18 protein-coding genes are annotated in these 20876 nt (G+C 42.0%); 10 read left to right on the top strand and 8 right to left on the bottom strand.

Annotation, left to right across the window (positions count from 1 at the left end):
* Positions 1-26 precede the first annotated feature (26 nt).
* The gene (locus FTU16_RS04095; protein WP_180026556.1) at positions 27-2066 is read right to left on the bottom strand and encodes a UvrD-helicase domain-containing protein; all 2040 of its coding nucleotides are present in this window, start codon (positions 2064-2066) and stop codon (positions 27-29) included.
* A 137-nt stretch (positions 2067-2203) separates the two neighbouring features.
* Positions 2204-2836, bottom strand: a complete 633-nt coding sequence (locus FTU16_RS04090) for an OmpA family protein (protein ID WP_078190036.1) — start codon at positions 2834-2836, stop codon at positions 2204-2206.
* Between the two features lie 247 nt (positions 2837-3083).
* Here FTU16_RS04090 and FTU16_RS04085 point away from each other — a divergent pair, with 247 nt between their 5' ends.
* The 6 genes from FTU16_RS04085 (at position 3084) to FTU16_RS04060 (ending at position 7660) form a co-directional block, all read left to right on the top strand.
* Complete coding sequence (locus FTU16_RS04085) at positions 3084-4007, top strand: acyltransferase (RefSeq protein WP_180162757.1); 924 nt, start codon at positions 3084-3086, stop codon at positions 4005-4007.
* 16 nt (positions 4008-4023) lie between these two features.
* Positions 4024-5088 (top strand): preprotein translocase subunit SecA, encoded by a 1065-nt coding sequence (locus FTU16_RS04080; RefSeq protein WP_373423587.1) that lies wholly within the window; start codon positions 4024-4026, stop codon positions 5086-5088.
* A 125-nt stretch (positions 5089-5213) separates the two neighbouring features.
* Positions 5214-5933: a septum site-determining protein MinC gene (gene minC / locus FTU16_RS04075; protein ID WP_078193110.1), complete on the top strand. Its 720-nt coding sequence runs from the start codon at positions 5214-5216 to the stop codon at positions 5931-5933.
* Positions 5934-5998: 65 nt separating this feature from the next.
* Entirely contained in the window at positions 5999-6811 is an 813-nt protein-coding gene (gene minD / locus FTU16_RS04070) for a septum site-determining protein MinD (protein ID WP_067670152.1), read from the top strand.
* Between the two features lie 2 nt (positions 6812-6813).
* Complete coding sequence (gene minE / locus FTU16_RS04065; protein ID WP_078190039.1) at positions 6814-7086, top strand: cell division topological specificity factor MinE; 273 nt, start codon at positions 6814-6816, stop codon at positions 7084-7086.
* Positions 7087-7372: 286 nt separating this feature from the next.
* Positions 7373-7660, top strand: coding sequence for a PA4642 family protein (locus FTU16_RS04060; protein ID WP_067766167.1), 288 nt, complete (start codon positions 7373-7375; stop codon positions 7658-7660).
* Between the two features lie 80 nt (positions 7661-7740).
* Here the strand turns inward: FTU16_RS04060 and FTU16_RS04055 are convergent, their stop codons facing one another.
* Positions 7741-8643: an AEC family transporter gene (locus FTU16_RS04055; protein WP_180162756.1), complete on the bottom strand. Its 903-nt coding sequence runs from the start codon at positions 8641-8643 to the stop codon at positions 7741-7743.
* Positions 8644-8747: 104 nt separating this feature from the next.
* On the opposite strand from FTU16_RS04055, the gene FTU16_RS04050 reads away from it, so the two are divergent.
* A complete protein-coding gene (locus tag FTU16_RS04050) occupies positions 8748-9644 on the top strand; it encodes a LysR family transcriptional regulator (protein WP_180162826.1) in 897 nt (298 codons plus the stop codon).
* 41 nt (positions 9645-9685) lie between these two features.
* Here the strand turns inward: FTU16_RS04050 and FTU16_RS04045 are convergent, their stop codons facing one another.
* Positions 9686-12799 (bottom strand): DNA translocase FtsK 4TM domain-containing protein, encoded by a 3114-nt coding sequence (locus FTU16_RS04045; protein ID WP_180162755.1) that lies wholly within the window; start codon positions 12797-12799, stop codon positions 9686-9688.
* Between the two features lie 253 nt (positions 12800-13052).
* On the opposite strand from FTU16_RS04045, the gene trxB reads away from it, so the two are divergent.
* The 3 genes from trxB to FTU16_RS04030 all read left to right on the top strand — a co-directional run bounded on the left by trxB (position 13053) and on the right by FTU16_RS04030 (position 15685).
* A complete protein-coding gene (gene trxB / locus FTU16_RS04040) occupies positions 13053-14006 on the top strand; it encodes a thioredoxin-disulfide reductase (protein ID WP_168379086.1) in 954 nt (317 codons plus the stop codon).
* 110 nt (positions 14007-14116) lie between these two features.
* Positions 14117-14848, top strand: a complete 732-nt coding sequence (aat, locus tag FTU16_RS04035) for a leucyl/phenylalanyl-tRNA--protein transferase (protein ID WP_180162754.1) — start codon at positions 14117-14119, stop codon at positions 14846-14848.
* 21 nt (positions 14849-14869) lie between these two features.
* A complete protein-coding gene (locus FTU16_RS04030; RefSeq protein WP_168379088.1) occupies positions 14870-15685 on the top strand; it encodes an arginyltransferase in 816 nt (271 codons plus the stop codon).
* Positions 15686-15769: 84 nt separating this feature from the next.
* Here the strand turns inward: FTU16_RS04030 and rimI are convergent, their stop codons facing one another.
* The 4 genes from rimI to fusA form a co-directional block, all read right to left on the bottom strand.
* Positions 15770-16228 carry a ribosomal protein S18-alanine N-acetyltransferase gene (gene rimI / locus FTU16_RS04025; protein ID WP_168379089.1) on the bottom strand — a complete coding sequence of 153 codons (459 nt, stop codon included), beginning with the start codon at positions 16226-16228 and terminating at the stop codon, positions 15770-15772.
* A gap of 117 nt (positions 16229-16345) precedes the next feature.
* Complete coding sequence (locus tag FTU16_RS04020; protein WP_180008205.1) at positions 16346-17227, bottom strand: metal-dependent hydrolase; 882 nt, start codon at positions 17225-17227, stop codon at positions 16346-16348.
* A gap of 217 nt (positions 17228-17444) precedes the next feature.
* Positions 17445-18635 (bottom strand): elongation factor Tu, encoded by a 1191-nt coding sequence (tuf, locus tag FTU16_RS04015; protein WP_180002848.1) that lies wholly within the window; start codon positions 18633-18635, stop codon positions 17445-17447.
* 93 nt (positions 18636-18728) lie between these two features.
* Positions 18729-20864, bottom strand: coding sequence for an elongation factor G (fusA, locus tag FTU16_RS04010; RefSeq protein WP_180004228.1), 2136 nt, complete (start codon positions 20862-20864; stop codon positions 18729-18731).
* Positions 20865-20876: the final 12 nt, after the last annotated feature.

Genomic DNA, 20876 nt, shown 5'->3' with positions numbered 1-20876 from the left:
AAATAAAATATTCTACGCATTAAGCTTTAACGCTTAATCAGCGCGCGTAAATTTTCTAAATAATGCTGTGCTTGCTGTTTAGGATCGATATCCCCTGCCAGCTTTTTCTTGCGCCCTAACCACTCCAATTCATCTTGTGGCAGTTCGTCCAAGAAACGGCTTGGTGTCATTTGTCGCATTTGACCACCGGCTTTACGCTGCTCTGCAAGAGTCATGGTTAAACCTTGACGTGCACGAGTAATCCCCACATACATCAGTCGACGTTCTTCCTCAACCGTGTCGGCAGCAATGGAGTTTTTATGCGGTAGAATTTCTTCTTCCAGACCAATCAAATAAACGAATGGAAATTCCAGACCTTTCGACGCATGAAGTGTTAACAAATTGACTTTATCGGTGTCTTCTTCTTCTTGTTGCTGTTCTAACATATCGAGCAGCACCATTTTACGAATCACACTTTCAATGTTCTTTTCATCTACATCTTCAGCGCGGTTTATCAAACTTTGAATACTGCTATATAGCACTTCAATATTATCCAGTTTGGTTTTTTCCTGCGCAGGTGTAGCTGCAGATTCTTTAACATAGTCGATATAACCTGCTTCAATCATCATGCGACGAATGATCGGAACAGGTTCATCATCTTCTACTAATTCACGAGTAAAGGTCGAAATAAAGTCCGCAAATTCGGCCAATTGGGTTGTGGCTTTTTTCGGAATCGCCATGCTTAAGCGCTGGTCACCTGCTGCACTGAGCAAAGACAAATTACTTTCCTGCGCAAATAAGCCAAGCTTTTCCAAAGTCACCGGACCAATCGCACGTTTTGGCGTATTGATAATTCGTAAAAATGCACTGTCATCTTCAGGGTTGATGATCAAACGTAAGTAGCTCATCAAGTCCTTAATTTCAGCACGAGCGAAGAAAGACTGACCACCCGATAATTTATACGGGATCTGCATTTGGCGTAGCTGTGTCTCTAGAGCACGCGCTTGGAAATTACCACGGTATAAAATGGCGTAGTCTTTCCAATTTTTACCGTTCATCAGCTTGTGCGTAATCAAGTCTTTTACGACGCGTTCTGATTCATCATCGTCATTACGACAAGTAATCACGCGGATCACTTCACCATGGCCTTTATCTGACCAAAGCTTTTTATCGAAAATATGTGGGTTATTGCCAATAACTGTATTGGCAGCTTTTAAGATCCGACTGGTCGAGCGATAGTTTTGCTCAAGCTTAATCACTTTCAGATTACGGAAATCTTCCTTCAATAAAGCCATATTCTCAGGCTTAGCACCACGCCATGCATAAATCGATTGGTCATCATCACCTACCGCGGTGAACTGTCCCATAACACCCACGAGTAATTTCACCAAAATATATTGCGCGGTGTTGGTATCTTGATATTCGTCGACCAATAAATAGCGGATTCGATTCTGCCAACGATCACGCACTTCTGCATTTTCTTGTAATAAGCGCGTCGGCATGACAATCAAATCATCAAAATCCACAGCATTGTAGGCACGTAAATTACGCTCATACAGTTGATACAGATGTGCAAACTGAACGTCTTCTGCTGTTTCACAGGTGGTATGCGCTTGCTCAGGTGGAATCAGATCGTTTTTCCAATCTGAAATCATTTTCATGGCTTTGGCAATCAGCTCTTTACTTTCTGCACCGGATAAATTGTCGCGATGCATTAAGTCCATCAAAATGCGTTTGCAGTCATCTGCATCTAAAATTGAAAAGTTATTTTTTAACGGCGTATTTTTTAATTCCAAACGGAGCATGTTTAGCCCGAAGTTATGGAATGTAGAAACCGACAGCCCTTTTGCCTCTTCACGGCTCATCAGCTTCGTCACACGCTCTTTCATTTCACGCGCAGCTTTGTTGGTAAAGGTCATCGCGGTGATACGGTGCGCAGGAATACCACAATGCTTCACCAGATAGGCAATTTTACGGGTAATCACCGATGTTTTGCCTGAACCTGCCCCTGCAAGTACTAACAAGGGTCCTTGAGTGTATTTCATTGCTTCAAGTTGCTTGTCGTTCAACTGACTTGCCAGTGACATAGTCTTTCCTCTTATTAATTCGAGGATGATTATAGTCATCTGAAACGATCTTGCCTAATGCAAAATGTATTTTATCGGTCATTAAAAATGCCATAAAAAAAGCCACCCGAGGGTGGCCTTTCGTTTCGAACTAAAACTTATTTAGTTTCGTAAACTGAGATTTCTACGCGACGGTTTTGTTCACGACCTGCAGCAGTTGAGTTATCCGCTACTGGAGAAGTTGAACCGTAACCACGTGCAGTAATACGAGTTGAAGAAATACCTTGAGACGCTAGGTAGTTTTTCACTGAGTTTGCACGGTTTTGAGAAAGTGGGTTGTTGATCGCATCAGAACCTGTGTTATCTGTGTGACCGTGTACAACGATTGCAAGTTTGTTTGCAGTACCGTCTTCACGCAATACTTTAGCAACGTCATTCAACGCAGATTGGAACTGAGATTGAATAGTTGAAGAGTTAGTTGCGAAAGTTACTGATGGCATAACAAGGTTGATCGAACCATCTGGATTACGACCTACGTCAACACCAGTACCAGCCAATTCTTGTTTAAGACGTTGTTCTTTCTTATCAAGAAGAAGACCAGCACCCGCGCCAACTACAGCACCAATTGCTGCTGCTTGACCCATTTTGTCTTTATCAGCATTAGAATAAGCAATACCAGCGCCTAAAAGAGCACCTAGACCAGTACCGATTGCTGCTTTGTCATATTCCATGTTTTGACAACCAGTAAGTGCCATTGCCCCAACTACTGCCGAAATTACTAGTGCACGCATTGCATGCCTCCTTCTTTGTGTTTTGTTGTATGGTTGAAATGATGAAGTAAAACAAATGGCTGAACCATTGATTTTTTGTTAATAATAAAACGTTTAGTTACAATTTGTAATATGAATACGAGATTTATTTGTTAATTCCATCACAATTTCTTCACAGTTCTGCAGATGCCCTTTTTTATTTAATCAACTCGAACTATATTTATTAGAATCAATCATTATTTGGACAATTTCCGCTAGGACTTTTTATATGTCATCTCAAACAAATAAGCAACCGACACTAAAAAAAATTAGCAAAGGACTTACCGTCGGTTCTATTATGACAGGCAGTACTTTTTTCCATGGTCCTCCTGTTTTAGCCCTTGGTCTGACCAAACTCTTTAAAAAATCAAAAAAGGTCGATGAAACCAACATTAAAATCACCAACAGTTGGCTCACCGTCAATAACTGGCTGATTGACCATGTTCTGCCTAATACCGAATGGGACATTACCATCGATGAAGGCCTCGACTTAAATTTGCAGGGTCGCTATCTCATGACCTGTAATCATCAAAGTTGGGTCGATACGACAGTCAACCAATATTTTGGTTTAACCCGTATGCCTCTGACGCGTTTCTTTACCAAATGGGAGCTCATTTTCATTCCATTTGTGGGACAAGCTTTTAAAATTTTAGGCTTCCCAATGATGAAACGTCATAGCAAAGAACAAATCGCGAAAAATCCTGAACTTAAATATCGAGATATGGAAGAAGCGCGTAAATCTTGTGAACAGTTATTGAGCCAGCCTTTTACCCTGCTGAACTATTTGGAAGGCACTCGCTTTACCCCTGAAAAACATGCACAGCAGCAATCGCCGTATCAAAATCTTCTTAAACCAAAAGCAGGTGGTTTGGCACTGGCACTCAATATTTTAGGGGATCAAGTCGATGCCCTCGTAGATATGACCATCGTCTATCCAAATGGCGCACCAGGTTATGGTGAATTTTGGCTCGGTGAAGTTCCACGTATCGCCGTGGATTTACGTAAAATTGAAATTCCAACGTGGATGCATGGCGGCAACTATGAAGATGATGCAGAATTCCGTGAAAAATTTCAGCATTGGGTAGATGAGCTGTGGACGGAGAAAGACCAACTCATTACTCGTATGAAAGCTAAATACTCAGTTACTGAATAATTAAGAAGAAGTTTTTATGTCGCAGAACAGCATGCCGCAAAACAAGAAATCTAAATATCATCATGTCAATCCAAACAGTTGGTCATTCAAACTGTTTTTGATTTATGACATATTCATGGTGTTTATTATTGTTTTTAACTTGTTCTGCCTGTGCATGAACTTTTTCCTCATGAGCAATCTTGGCAGTTGGTTCTTTAACAGTATCCACCTGCCCGATGTGCTGAGTTTTTACCGTGAACATTTGCATCCATGGGTGATTACCACCGAAGCGTGGTTTATTATCTTTTTGATTGTAGAATTGTTGGTGCGCTGGGCGATTGCTATTATCAACAAGCACCATCAGCGCTGGTTCTTCTTCCCGTTTATACATTGGTACGAAATTTTAGCCATTGTGCCGCATTTACGTTTCCTGCGTTTATTTCGCGCGGGCGTGATTGCCTATCGACTTTATGAAATGGGTTATCAGATTGTGCCATCGGCATGGCAAAAGAAAGCTTTGTTTTATTATCGTGTGGTGATGGAAGAACTGTCTGATCGTGTGGTACTTACCGTGTTAGATGGTGTTAAGCATGAGCTCAATACCAGTACAACCCATAAAGACCTAATTAGTAATCTTGTGCAGCATCACCGTGAGATGTTCACCCAAGTTTTAGCTGAGATTTTGCAAGAAAATTTAAGCAAAGAGCTACGTACTGAACGTGAATTGATCGCCAAAAATGTCGGACAAATCGTCAGTCAGGCCATTGAAGATACCCCCGAGCTCACGCAGCTATTGCGCTTAGTGCCAATCGTTGGCAGCCGTATTGAACAGCAGATTCAAAGTATCGGACAACGCTTAGGTGAAAATATTACCCAAGGTTTAATTTCCCCATTGGCTTATCCCAATACATCGACGGCTCAGAAACCCAATCTATATTTAGACATTTCACAGCGTGTTAGCCGTATTGAAATCGAAAATAATGCCCAGCTGGATGAGTTGGTTCGCTCTGCGGTTTTTGAAAGTCTAGAAGCCATTCGTAAGCAAGTGAAAGTAAAACAGTGGCAGCAGATTATGCAGGAACAGGACCAAGCTACAGAATAAACACTCAGTCAAAAATAATTGCGAACTCCGCTAGAGTATTCATGAAAATTGTTCTAGGATTTGCTCTATTTACAACATAACTACTTCGGCACAAAAGTAATAGTTAGAAGTCTCAAGGATTCAATATGGCTGATATACGGATAAAAGGCAAAATGGTCAATGCGATTCGCATTCACCTCGATACCAATGATCATGATGCGATCCGCCAGCAACTTACTCCAATGTTCCAAAAGGCTTTTCCACCCGGAACATTAGCCGTGATTGAAAGTACGGTTGATCAAGAACTAATTGCACTGATTCAACTACTTATTAGTATTGAAATTCAACCGATTGGTGTCACTGAAGGTCCGCTATCGGACCAAGCACGTGCTATCCAATTTCCCGTAGTTCCTGCGGATCGCAAACTACAACAAGTTAAACCGACACGCGAACAAGTGGTTGAAGAACCCGCACCTGCAGAAGAAAAAACCGAAGATAAAATTGCTGCAGTCGAAGTACCGACCATTCGTCATGCTACGTCGTATCACAATGAAATCTTACGTACAGGTCAATGTTTAGTCCAAGACCATGGCGATATCATTATTAATGCTGGTATTAATAGCGGTTCAGAAGTAATTGCTTCAGGAAATATACATATTTATGGTAGTGCTCGTGGTAGAGTCATTGCCGGAGCTGGTGGGAACACGGCTGCACGTATTTTCTGCCATTCATTAGAAGCTGAATTGGTTTCAATTGCAGGGACTTACTGTGTCGCTGATGACATTCCACCTCATGTGGTCAAACAGCCAGTACATATTTATTTGAATGACCAGCAAGAGCTAGTATTTGAAGCTTTGCAATTTTAATGTATAAATAATCACCAAACCCCTAATTAAAAAAGGGGATTTAAACCATAACAGGAGTGGATTCGGTGGCGAAAATTGTTGTCGTAACATCAGGTAAAGGTGGCGTAGGTAAAACAACTACAAGCGCATCTTTTGCAACAGGTTTAGCCCTTCGCGGCCACAAAACTGTTGTGATCGACTTTGATGTGGGTTTACGTAACCTAGACTTGATCATGGGCTGTGAACGCCGCGTTGTATATGACTTTGTAAACGTATTGAATAACGAAGCTCGATTACAACAAGCGCTTATTCGCGATAAAGATATTGAAAATCTCTACATTCTACCTGCATCTCAAACGCGTGATAAAGACGCGTTAACAGATGAAGGTGTAGCACGTGTGATGGACGAACTTTCTCAAGAGTTTGATTACATTATTTGTGACTCACCTGCGGGTATCGAACGTGGTGCAATTTTAGCAATGTATCATGCTGATGAAGCGATCATTGTGACGAACCCAGAAATTTCTTCGGTACGTGACTCTGACCGTATTATTGGTATGCTCGACAGCAAAACCAAAAAAGTAGAACAAAACGAAGGTCGTATCCGTAAGCATCTCTGTATTACACGTTTCAATCCAGAACGTGCGGATAAACAAGAGATGTTGACGATTGATGATATTTCAAAAGATATTTTACGCGTACCGACTTTAGGTGTTATTCCTGAATGTAAAAGCGTTCTACAAGCATCAAACGAAGGTAAACCAGTGATTCTGTTTACAGAAGAAGCGGCTGGCCAAGCGTATGATGACCTTGTTGCACGTTTCCTTGGTGAAGAGCGCCCTTACCGTCATATTACGGTAAAACCTAAGGGTTGGTTAGCACGTCTATTTGGAGCGTAATCATGGCAGGATTTTGGAGCAAACTTTTTAGCAGCGACGAGAAACCGTCAAGCGCACAAACGGCAAAAGACCGTTTAAAAGTCATCGTGGCATCTGAAAATGGTTTAGGTAAACGCCTCAGCCAAGATAAGATTGACATGATGAAAAAAGAAATCATGCAAGTAGTAAACCGCTATGTTCGTGGTGTAGATGAGCAACATATTCAAATGTCTGTTCGTTCTGAAGCGAATATTGAAATGCTTGAAATGAATATCAATTTGCCTGAAGAACGTTAATCTGAATTCTGATTAGCCAAGTAAATTGAATCAAGGCAAAATGTGAGGCTGGATCAGTAAAGCGCTGCTTTACCCAGCCGCAAGATGAGAAGCTTTGCTTCGAGTGGGCTGGATTAGTTTTATTCCTGTGTTAAATCAAAAGCTTTGCTTCGAGTAAACGGGATAAAAAATAACTTTTGATCCAACCATAAAATGAGTCGCTTAACTTAGAGATGACGAATAAAACCATTTTACTTGCGTACTCATTTTTGCCTTTTTGTATTTTTAAACCAGCAAGGAGATTGCGATGGCATTATCTCAGCCAGCAACGTTCAACGAAGAATGGTCAGATGAGCGTGTATTTGCCTACCTTACTCAGCTTCCTCCTGAAGGAGTGAATGGCGACTTTCACGTGCTTTACCATGCTTTCAAACATATGCGTCCAAATGACTATGAGCGTCTTTTGACTCAATTCGTTGCCGATGGCCGTGATGTGAACGCAACTAATCCTGAAGGTCAGCGTATTCATGACGTGATTGCTCAATACCCACGTCAAAGCGCAGGTTTCCTCGAAGTATTGGCAAAATTTGCTTAATTTCGAGTAACAAAAAAAAGCCCGCATCATGCGGGCTTTTTTATCTGATTTAAAATCAGTGTTATTGTATTTCAGCATGATTAATGCACGATCAACATGAGCAATGGAAACATCAAGCCAAAACCAATGGTTTGTACACTAATAATGGACGCCATCAGTTGTGAATCACCTTGATAATAGCGTGTCAAAATATAAGACGATGATGCAGTTGGCAAAGCAAAAAAGACCACTAAAATCATTCGCTTAAAATCAGTCAGACCCATCCAAGTACTCAATAGATAAGCAATACATGGCATTAACATGAGACGCCCTATCGTATTTAAACTTAAACGACGTAGATCGGCGCGCATTTGCTGAAACTGTAATGCTGCCCCAACAGAAAGTAGTCCGAGCGGTAAACTCATGGCTGCCAATATTTTTAATAATTCAGGTAAGCCTTTAAATAGACTCAAGCCTGATAAATTAAACAACACCCCTACCACACAGCCTAAAATTAAGGGATTTTTTGCGATGGACTGACAGGTCTGCCCCAATTGCTTCACACTTAAATTTGAAAAGGCCAATACTGAAATAATATTGACTAAGGGCACTGCAACGGCAATTAACATGGCAAACATCTGCATGCCTGTGGAGCCAAATAAAGCGCCCATAAGGGATAAACCAATATAGGTATTAAAACGGATATGACTTTGGATATACACGCCAAAACGCTGCACAGGGATATGCATAAACTGCTTGATCCCCCACAACACAATGCTGATCAAACAGGTGCCCGCAACCAGTACTGTCAACATTCGTGAAACGGTGTTCATATCCAATTGCACGGCTGATACATTCAAAAAAAGCAGCACAGGAAATAAAACATAGTAATTGAGTTTTTCTGAATTTGCCCAAAATTCATCCTGAACAAACTGTGTGTATTTAAGCACATAGCCCATCACGATTAATGCAACGAGGGGAAACAATGCGACGACGATATTCATGCTGTACGCCTTGAAATAAAGTAGCTATTTCATCTTTAACCATTTATGTAGCACAATATAATCCTCATCTAGACTCATAACAAAATGAGTAATTACTCATGGCAATGACATTTTCTCAGCTTGAAATCTTTATTAAAGTCGCAGAACAACAAAGCTTTACTCTCGCTGCTCGACAGCTGGGAATTACTCAGTCAGCTGTCTCTCATGCCCTAAAGTGTTTAGAACAACATTGGAATGTCAGCTTATTTAGCCGTGAACAAGGCGAAATTAGCCTGACTCATATTGGTCAGCAGTTATTACTGCATGCTAAAGAAGTCATCAATACCGCACAAATCATGCAGCAAGAAGTGCATGCCGCACATGGTATTCAACAAGGAACGCTGAGAATTGGTTCGTTTGGTTCTTCTAGTTCGATTCATCTGCTTCCAGAGCTGCTCAAAGCGTATCGGGAGCGCTATCCGCATATTGAAATCTATGTCGAAGAAGGTACCGATGCAGAAGTGTCACGTTGGATTTCTGAACGTCAGATTGATGTTGGTTTTGCTGTACTCCCTAAGCCGCAGCTGTTCACTTTCCCCCTAATTCAAGACATTTTCATTGCCTTGATTCCAGATAGTTATTCAGTTTCCAAACACAGTCATTTAAATATCCAAGACCTGCAAAACTACCCCTTTATTATGACCCGCGCAGGCAGCCAGTCCCATGTGGAAAAACTGCTTAAACAACACCACATACAACCTAAAATCACCTATCAAATGTCGCAACTGCTAACCATTTTAAACATGGTGAATTTACAGGAAGGGATTGCTATTGTTGCGGATATGGTGATGCCTACTGAGCTGTTGGCGCTACATCCACATGTGGTTAAACGTCCACTCTTTCCAAATACCCAACGGCAGATTGGACTCGCCGTAAAAAATCAAAAACTCATGAGCCCGGCTTGCAAAGCCTTTATCGAACTGGCCCAGTCCATGTTCTACCAAGAAGAGTTCACAATCTAAAAATAAAAAAACCTGCCGAAGCAGGTTTTTTGTTTTAGGACTTAGACCAAAATATCTCGTTTACCATTTGGCCCCATCCCACTGACGATGCCATTTTCTTCCATCTGATCAATAATCCGTGCAGCACGGTTATAGCCGAGACTGAATTTACGCTGTAAAGATGAAGTCGATGCTTTACGTGTTTCCAAAACGAAACTAACACATTGATCATACAGCGCATCACGGTCTGATCCACCATCACCATCTTCAAAACCGCGAGATGTCGGCTCTTCATCATAAGGCGTGAGGATCTCATCGACATAATTCGGTTCACCGCGCTCTCGCCATGCATCACAAATACGGTTCACTTCATCGTCTGAAATAAACGCGCCATGTACTCGTTCAGGTTCAATTTTACCCGGTCCGAGGAACAACATATCACCATGACCCAGTAAGTCTTCCGCACCACCAGCATCTAAGATAGTACGTGAATCCAGTTTACTGTTGACACGTAACGCAGCACGGGTTGGAATATTGGCTTTGATCAAACCCGTCACCACATCTACGGTTGGACGCTGTGTCGCCAACAGCAAATGAATCCCTGCTGCACGTGATTTTTGTGCAAGACGGGTAATCATTTCTTCGGCTTTTTTACCCACTTGCATGATCATGTCAGCAAATTCGTCGGCAACAATTACGATCAACGGCATTGGCTGTAAACGTGGCGCACGACTTTGGGTTGCAGAGTCATCTGGCTTCCAAGTTGGATCAATCAGATCTTCACCATTGGCCATTGCTTCTTCAATTTTACGGTTAAAGTCAGTCAGCTTACGCACTTTCATCAAGGACATCAGCTTATAACGACGCTCCATTTCATTGACACACCAGTTCAATGCACTCACCGCATCTTTCATGTCGGTTACAACAGGCGTTAATAAATGTGGAATATCGTTATAGTTGGCAAGTTCCAACTGTTTCGGGTCAATCATGATGAGTCGCAGTTGCTCAGGTGTGTATTTCAACAACATCGATAGCAACATGGCATTGACTGCGACTGACTTACCAGAACCTGTAGTACCTGCCACCAACATATGCGGCGCTTTCGCCAAATCGGCCAAGACAGGATTACCCGAAATATCTTTACCCATCGCCATACTAAGTAAGGCATTTGGATCACGGTATGCCGGCGTTTCTAACAGCTCAATAAGACGAACCATTTCACGTGAACTATTTGGGACTTCAATCCCGATATACGGTTTACCCGGAATAACTTCCACCACACGTACAGAAGCCATAGACATCGAACGCGCCAAGTCACGTGAAATATTGGTGACTTTAGACGCTTTCACACCAGGTGCCAAGTCAAGTTCAAAACGTGTTACGACTGGTCCCGGCTGTGCCTCTACAACTTTGGCTTTGACATTAAACTCTTGCAGTTTAATTTCTAAAAGTTCAGACAAGCGAGACAATTGCTCTGCAGTGAAATTGACTTTCTTGTTCGGATCTACAGGATCTAAGATTTCCAAGCCCGGCAAAGTCGGTAAATCCAAGCGTTTTTGTGCCACTTGCATCGCACGTGACATTGGACGACCAGAAGCATCAGTTAAAGGCGCATCAAAGTCAAAATCATCTTCGAGATCTAAATCGATGTCTTCAGGTTTACCCGCCGTTTCTTGCCACACTTCACGGAAAGCATCTTTATTCGAGCTGATTAAGGCTTTTTCATCATCAGATACAAAAGTCTGTGGCTGCGTATTAATTTCAGCACGAACCAAAGGCGTAGATTGCGCATAACTACTGGTTGTACGAACTGGCTGTGACTGTTCTATCGCTGGCTCTGCTTCTTCAACCAGCAAATCATCGAGATCATTAAATTCAGTTTCAGCACTGATATTTTTCGGTGTGGTCAGCGGTGTAATCTGTGCAGCAGCTACACCTAAACCTGCAACTGTGGCAGCAGCACCTGTAGCAAATTCATTTGAATGCGTTGCTGGACTTTCATTTTGAGCTGTATTAAATGGGCTATGCACATCCGTCGCTGTTTTACTATTTGGAACAGCCGCAAGTAGCTCATCAAAGATTTCATCATCATCCCAATCAACTGATTTTTTAGCCGCTGGCGCTGCTTCTGTCGGAGAAGTCGAATGCACATCTGCTGTTTTGTTGAAATATTCAGTTTGATTGGCAGGCTGCTCTTCTTCCGCAGCTTTGAGTAAAGCATCAATATCTTGTTTATGACGTTGGTCATCATTGGAATGTAATGCGCGCCAAACTTCACCTGTTGCAACAACACGTTGTTGATCTTGTTCAAGCTGATGCACTTTCGCCAAGGTATGTTCAAAATCTTCATCAGATGGCGTAGCAGTCTCTGCCAAATCTACCGCAGATGAATGCTGTGCGTTCCATTCTTTGTCTGCCCATTCTTTATCGGCAATATCATCAAATAAACGTTCAGCGACGCGATCACGTACCACAGGATCGACATCGACCGCATGATGTTCGTCGGCTGGTGTTACTGGTGCAACCACTTTTGATGCATGCGCAGCAGCACTATCTTTTTTAGTCGTTGGTACTGTACGGTCAAATGCGGTGTCGCCTTCAGGCACATTGCGATAGAACAAATCTTGCAGATAAGCTGGTGTGGATTTCATGGTTGCCCATGTCTTATTCCACTTGATGCCAAAGGCCAAAGTGAACAACATGATCCAAAATGCAATAAGAAATATTGCTGCACCATAGACCGTTAATATTTGTTCAAGACTTTGACCCAGTTCATAGCCAATGATCCCGCCCGATGCATTTTCTAAAGTATCTTCAGGGACATTCCAAAACAGGAAAAGTAAACTTGAAGTTGCCAGTAAAATAAAGAACTGAGCGGCATAGCGAAATGGACGGTTTAGAAAACTACGTGGCCACCACACTTGAATTGCTTCGAGAAATAAATAGACAGGTATCAGCAGACTTGCCCAACCTAAAAATCCATAGAGTAAATCAGCGATCCATGCACCTGCGACGCCGCTGGCATTTGAAACTTGCTGAGTATCACTGGATAAATGCATCCATCCCGGATCAAATGGCGTATATGTGACTGTTGCAAGGAACAGATATATCCCAAATGAAACAAGGAATAAAGTCATTATTAAGCGCTGTGCATATGCACCCGACACCGCTGTCATATACGTTCCTGTAACCAATTCTTCATGAATGTTTTTGTCATTACCCACAACAAAAATGGGCTGAATCTAAACCTGTTATTATGCACCTGTTCAATAAAAAAGATGCAAGATAATTTAAGTATAGTTGTTAACTTTCTTCTATATAGCTCAAAACGATTTCGATGATCAATAATATCGACTTTAATCTCACACAATCGTTTCAAACTTTGACGTATAATTCCACAAATTATCATATAAAAAAAGGATTCTACGGATGAGCGCTCGTCACTCACGTCTAATTATTTTAGGTTCTGGTCCTGCAGGTTATAGCGCTGCGGTATACGCTGCCCGTGCGAACCTGAAACCGACACTCATCGCAGGTATTCAATTAGGCGGTCAATTGACTACAACGACAGAAGTAGACAACTGGCCAGGTGGTGCAGAAGGCTTAACTGGCCCTGCCCTAATGGAACAAATGCAATCACATGCTGAGCGTTTTGGCACAGAAATCGTGTATGACCATATCAATGAAGTTGACCTCAATGTTCGTCCGTTCGTACTTAAAGGCGATATGGAAGAGTTCACTTGTGATGCATTGATTATTTGTACAGGTGCAACTGCACAATATTTAGGTCTCGAATCTGAAGCTGCATTTATGGGTCAAGGCGTGAGTGCATGTGCAACATGTGACGGCTTCTTCTACAAAAACCAAAAAGTTATGGTTGTCGGTGGCGGTAATACTGCTGTCGAAGAAGCGCTGTATCTTTCTAACATTGCATCGCATGTCACTTTAGTACACCGTCGTGACTCTTTACGTTCAGAGAAGATTCTGCAAGATCATCTTTTTGCTAAAGAAAAAGAAGGTAAAATCAGCATCATCTGGAATCACCAAGTGGATGAAGTCATTGGCGATAACACCGGTGTGACTTCTGTACGTATTAAATCTACGCAAGATGATTCAACTCAAAATGTTGATGTCACTGGTATGTTTGTGGCAATTGGTCACAAACCAAACAGCGGTATTTTTGATGGTCAATTAAACCTACGTGATGGCTACATCCAAGTTCAAAGCGGAACTGCGGGTAATGCAACACAAACATCTATTCCGGGTGTATTTGCTGCGGGTGATATTGCCGACAGCATTTACCGTCAAGCCATTACTTCTGCAGGTTCAGGCTGTATGGCTGCACTCGATGCTGAAAAATACCTTGATGCACTCGGTGAATAATCTTTTGCTTAAGTCATTTGCTTAGCTAAACATTTTTAAAAATTAGCCGACCTGATGGTCGGCTTTTTTATGTATGATAAAAATCCGTATACCTCAATAAGAAGCTTGGCATGCCGATACTTCCTCCTTCTGAATTTACTTTCCCCGATCCTGTTGAATGCGATCCCGAAGGTGAAGGCTTAATTTGCATCGGTGCTGACCTCTCCCCTTCCACACTGTTTGAAGCCTATAGTCACGGTCTTTTCCCATGGTTCAGTGAAGGTGATCCAATTTGTTGGTGGTGTCCTGAACCCCGCTGCATTATTCGACCGCATGACTATCATCCGAGTAAATCGTTATTACGCAGCATGAAAAAAATAGGCTATAAGATCACCATTAATCATGCGTTTGAAACTGTGATTCGCTCATGTTCTTTGCCGCGTAGTTATGCCAATGAAACATGGATTTCAGAAGATATTATTCAGGGATATTCTGCGCTGTTTGACGCAGGCTATGCTTATAGCATTGAAGTTTGGGAAAACGAGACTGTTGTAGGTGGCCTCTATGGGGTCAATATTGGTCATGGCTGCTTTGGCGAGTCTATGTTTAGTACACGAACAGATGTCTCTAAAATGGCGTTTTACACCTTAATGCTCATCGGGCAAGAGAATCAGTTGCCATGGATTGATTGCCAATTGGTCAACGATCACCTCTTAAGCTTAGGTGCGAGTACACTTTCTCGCCAACAATACCTTAATTCGTTACAAGATGTTGTTAAACAACCCTCTATCGATTGGAAAAAGTATCAGGACAGTGTATTTTCAAGTAAAACAATAGCGCAATGGGCAAGTCTCAGCGCATGACAATAAAAGAGGGATATTACGATGAATTCCTATCAACCGAAGTCCCTGTTGAACGAATTACAGTACTACATCACGCCTCCGCATGATTGTAGCTACTTAGAAAATAAATCTGCCCGGATGGTCTTTCTTGACCCTGTCCATCGTATTGATGTGGTCACGTTATCTGAACTTTCCCGCATGGGTTTTCGTCGTAGTGGTGATTTTGTCTATCGCCCTGAATGTCATCTTTGTCGCCAATGTCTGTCCTCACGTGTGCCTGTTCTTGAATTTCAAATGAACAGCGTGCAAAAAAAAGCGTGGAAACGGAATCAAGATTTAACGGTGAAAATTAGCCGCCCTCAAGATGCCGATGCAAAGCATTATGCCCTGTACGAACGCTATATCAATGAACGGCATGCTGATGGTGATATGTACCCACCCAGCCAAGATCAATTTGAAAAATTTTTAATCAATAGCTGCACTGACAGTTTCTTTTTAGAGCTGTGGTTGGATGAGCAACTGATCAGTGTATCTACCTGTGATCCACTCGATGATGGTATTTCAGCGGTATATACCTTTTTTGATCCTGATGAAAGCCGTCGCTCATTAGGTACTTTTGCCATTCTGAAACAAATCGAGCATGCACAAAAGCTTGGACTGCAATATGTCTACTTGGGCTATTGGGTGCCCGATTCGCAAAAAATGAATTATAAATCTCAGTACATTCCACTGGAACTTCTGCTTGATGGACAATGGCGTCGACTCAACCGACCACTGACCCAAGAAGAAATCAGCCAACTGGGGGATTCCCTGATGACCACCCTGCCTTCTGGTTGGAATAATCCTATTATTAAATAAAAGGGATCAACAAAAGATATTCAATAAAAAAGCATCCGTTTATTCACGAATGCTTTCTTTAAATCTGACTACGCTTCACCACTTTTATTTAAATAAAGCTGCAAAATCATCACTACAAGCCTTCACCATAATAATGGCATGTTCTCGTGTTCCATCGGCATTTGGATAATAATTCTTTCGCAAATCGATTTGATGAAAATCCGCTTTTTCATATAAACGGATCGCAGGTTGATTACCTTCTCGTACTTCTAAGAAGATTTGAATGGGGTTATTTTTGAGTAAAGCAATAGATTCATCGAGCAATTGAAAACCTAAGCCTTTGCCTTGCTGGCCCGGATCGATCGCCATCAGCAATAAATTTGCTTCATCTAAAACGGGTTGTAAAATGCAAAAACCTACAACTTTTCCTTGTCGCTCAATCACCGTACTTTGATAGGCAGCAATCGATTCTTGAAATTGTTTTATGGTCCAAGGATGGCTTTGTACGCGGCGCTCGATATCGTAAACCTGCTGTACATCAGCGTCTTGCATCAAACGAATCATCTTCGTTTATCTTTCTATAGCTAGGGTATGCGCATTATAAAAAGTTTGTCTCTAAAGTTGAATAAAAAAAAGAGCGATTTACATCGCCCTTCTCAAAAAGTCACCACAGCGCTGTGATTAGAGACCCAAATAAGCTTTCCACGTTTTTAACAAACCTGAAGTATCTAAATCATTCGGGTGAAAACCAGGTTTAAAATACATCAGCATTTCTTTACCCATACCAGTGATGATGCCTTTTGAAGGGCTATAACCATAGGTATAAATATCTTTTAATGCTTCAAAATTAAGCTTGTTATCTTCTTTTAATAAACGAGCAACAAAGTAGCTTTGTACGAAGAATAAAGTCACCATTGCGCCAATCAATGAACCTGTACGGAGTGCGTAGGCCTTAATTCCCTGACCAAAGACACCTTCAAAAACATCATAAGCCACGGCTTTATGTTCATTTTCTTCAATCGCATGCCACAACCACATATTTTTCATGGTTTCATCTGTCATTAAAACTTGAATATGTGGGTTAACCAATAACTGTGAAGCAATCGTTGCAGTGAAATGCTCAAGTGCCGTAGTTGCGGTTAGATCCACCATTTCTTGAGTAATACCAACAGGTTTACCAATACGTGCAAAGACTTTGCGCACGCCTTGGATAACTCGACCCGTTGCCTTATCAAGCGTTTCGACATCATGACCGTATTTTTGTGCAGAAGCATTGAAGCCTTCATGCTCTTGCGTATGCATGGCTTCCTGACCAATGAAAGCACTAATTTCTTTTTGTAAGGCTTCATTGTTTGCGATCGCTGGGTGTTTACGTACGGCACGCACACTATCAATAAAGAACATTTCACCCGCTGGAAATAAAGCAGATAATGCGGTCATAAAATGTGTCAAACCAGCTGAGCCGTTCATCCAATACTCTGGTACTGCATCAAATTCAAAATTCATGCGACGTACAGGGAAACTTGCACCTGCTCGATTAGTAATCTTTACTTTAGCGTTCATGCCTAACTCCTTTTTGAGTTATTAAATACTCAAACTTTTTATTGGTTTTCTTGAGTTCATATTACGGTTTTATTGAAGCGTAATTATTTCAGTTAAGGACAGTGAATTATCACTAAAGGACAGCTTTAAAAAATATTGTCAGACAATTTCCCCTATCACATTGAATAAGCATAAAAAAAGCGCCTCAAAGAGGCGCTTTTTTACACACATTTAGTGATTATGCAGTTACTTTAGAAACTACACCAGCACCAACTGTACGGCCACCTTCACGGATCGCAAAGCGTAAGCCAGCGTCCATTGCGATTGGGTGGATTAATTCTACTGACATTTCTACGTTGTCACCAGGCATAACCATTTCAACGCCTTCTTTAAGCGCGATCGCACCAGTTACGTCAGTTGTACGGAAGTAGAACTGTGGACGGTAACCGTTAAGGAATGGAGTATGACGGCCACCTTCGTCTTTAGAAAGTACGTATACTTCTGCGTCGAATTTAGTATGCGGTTTGATTGTACCTGGTTTAGCAAGTACTTGACCACGTTGAACGTCTTCACGTTTAGTACCACGTAGAAGAACACCACAGTTCTCGCCCGCACGACCTTCGTCAAGAAGTTTACGGAACATTTCTACGCCAGTTACAGTTGTTTTAACTGTATCTTTAATACCAACGATTTCAACTTCTTCGCCTACTTTCACGATACCAGTTTCAACACGGCCAGTTACTACTGTACCACGACCTGAAATTGAGAATACGTCTTCGATTGGCATAAGGAATGCTTGGTCGATAGCACGTTCTGGTTCTGGGATGTAAGAGTCAAGAGCTTCAACAAGAGCAACTACAGCATCTTCGCCGTATTGACCAGCTTCACCATTAAGCGCCGCAAGAGCAGAACCACGGATTACTGGAGTGTCGTCGCCTGGGAAGTCATAAGTAGAAAGAAGTTCACGAACTTCCATTTCTACTAATTCAAGAAGTTCTTCGTCGTCAACAAGGTCGCATTTGTTTAAGAATACAACGATGTAAGGTACACCTACCTGACGAGAAAGAAGGATGTGTTCACGAGTTTGTGGCATTGGACCATCAGTCGCAGCACATACAAGGATCGCACCATCCATTTGCGCAGCACCAGTAATCATGTTTTTAACATAATCGGCGTGACCTGGGCAGTCTACGTGAGCGTAGTGACGGATTGGAGAATCGTATTCTACGTGTGAAGTATTAATTGTAATACCACGTGCTTTTTCTTCTGGTGCAGAGTCGATTGCAGCGTAATCTTTCGCTTCACCACCGAATTTTTTTGCACATACAGTTGCAATTGCAGCTGTTAAAGTAGTTTTACCGTGGTCGACGTGACCAATTGTACCCACGTTAACGTGTGGCTTATTACGTTCGAACTTAGCCTTAGCCATGAGATCTTCCTTTTTAAACTACTCATGCAGGGATACTGCATGAGCATTTGGTTTTTAACTATGAATTAGTTTGGGCTTATAGTAATCGAAAGATTACTCGTCGTCACCTTTTTTACCGCCAGATTGGAACTTAGCGATGATGCCTTCAGCCACGTTACGTGGTGTTTCAGCGTATTTAGCGAATTCCATAGAATAAGTCGCACGACCTTGAGACATAGAACGCATATGTGTTGCGTAACCAAACATCTCAGAAAGTGGAACTTCTGCACGGATAGCTTTAGTACCACCAGGTAAATCGTCCATACCTTGAACAAGACCACGACGACGGTTTAAGTCACCCATGATATCGCCCATGTAGTCTTCTGGAGTTTCTACTTCAACTTTCATGATTGGTTCAAGCAAGATAGGATCTGCTTTCATGAAACCGTCACGGAATGCGTAAGAACCCGCCATTTTGAACGATAATTCGTCAGAGTCGACGTCATGGTAAGAACCATCGAACAATGTCGCTTTGATGCCAACAACTGGATAACCAGCTAGGACACCATTCTTCATACGTTCTTGGATACCTTTGTCAACCGCACCGAAGAATTCTTTAGGTACTACACCACCTACAACTTCTTCAGCGAACTCGTAATCTTTGCCAGCATCTTCAGCAAGTGGTTCTAAACGTACGTATACGTGACCAAACTTACCTTTACCACCAGTTTGACGTACGAACTTACCTTCTTGTTCAACTGATTTTTTGATCGTTTCACGGTAAGCTACCATTGGTTTACCAATGTTCGCTTCAACGTTGAATTCACGCTTCATACGGTCAACAATAATGTCAAGGTGAAGCTCACCCATACCAGCAATAATTGTTTGACCAGATTCTTCGTCAGTACGTACGCGGAATGATGGATCTTCTTTCGCCAAACGACCTAAAGCAACAGACATTTTTTCTTGGTCAGCTTTAGTTTTAGGCTCAACCGCAAGCGCAATTACTGGCTCTGGGAATTCCATACGCTCTAGTGTAATTACATTGTTTTCATCACATAATGTATCACCAGTCGTAGTATCTTTAAGACCTACACATGCTGCGATATCACCCGCACGAATTTCTTCAATATCGTGACGGTCATTTGCGTGCATCTGTACGATACGGCCAACACGTTCGCGCTTCATTTTAACTGGGTTATAGCAAGGGCTACCTGCTTTAAGCACACCAGAGTAAACACGTACGAATGTTAAGTTACCTACGAATTTGTCGTTCATGATTTTGAACGCAAGCGCAGAGAACGGAGCATCGTCAGACGCTTCACGAGAACCTTCAGTTTCGTCTTTGTCGTCAAGGATACCTTTAATCGCTTCAACGTCAGTCGGCGCAGGTAAGAATTCAATTACAGCATCCAACATACGTTGAACACCTTTGTTTTTGAACGCTGAACCACAAAGCATTGGTTGAATTTCATTCAACAATGTACGTGCACGTAAACCTGAAACGATTTCTTCTTTAGTTAACTCACCTTCTTCAAGGTACTTGTCCATGAGTTCTTCTGATGCTTCCGCAGCAGCTTCAACCATGTTAGTACGCCATTCGTTAGCTAGTTCAACTAATTCAGCAGGGATTTCGCCATATTCAAACTTCATACCTTGAGACGCTTCGTCCCAGATAATCGCTTTCATTTCGATTAGGTCAACAACACCCTGGAAGTTTTCTTCTGCACCGATTGGAACAACGATTGGCACTGGATTACCACCAAGACGTGTTTTAACTTGTTCAACAGCACGGAAGAAGTTCGCACCAGTACGGTCCATTTTGTTCACGAATGCAATACGTGGAACTTTATATTTATTTGCTTGACGCCATACAGTTTCAGACTGAGGTTGTACACCACCTACAGCACAGTAAACCATGCATGCACCGTCAAGAACACGCATAGAACGTTCAACTTCAATAGTGAAGTCTACGTGTCCTGGGGTATCAATTACGTTAATACGGTGCTGTTCGAATTGGTTACCCATCCCTTTCCAGAAGCATGTTACTGCCGCTGAGGTAATAGTAATACCACGTTCTTGCTCTTGTTCCATCCAGTCTGTAGTTGCAGAACCTTCATGAGTTTCACCAAGTTTGTGACTCTCACCTGTGTAGAACAAAATACGTTCTGAAGTGGTAGTTTTACCAGCATCAATGTGCGCAGAGATACCAATGTTACGATAACGAGAAATTGGGGTTTGACGAGCCATGATTTCTAGCAT

Origin of the sequence: Acinetobacter sp. YH12069, from assembly GCF_013419675.1 — a bacterium.
Taxonomy (GTDB): Bacteria; Pseudomonadota; Gammaproteobacteria; order Pseudomonadales; family Moraxellaceae; genus Acinetobacter; species Acinetobacter amyesii.
This window is presented reverse-complemented; position numbering and strand designations above follow the sequence as displayed.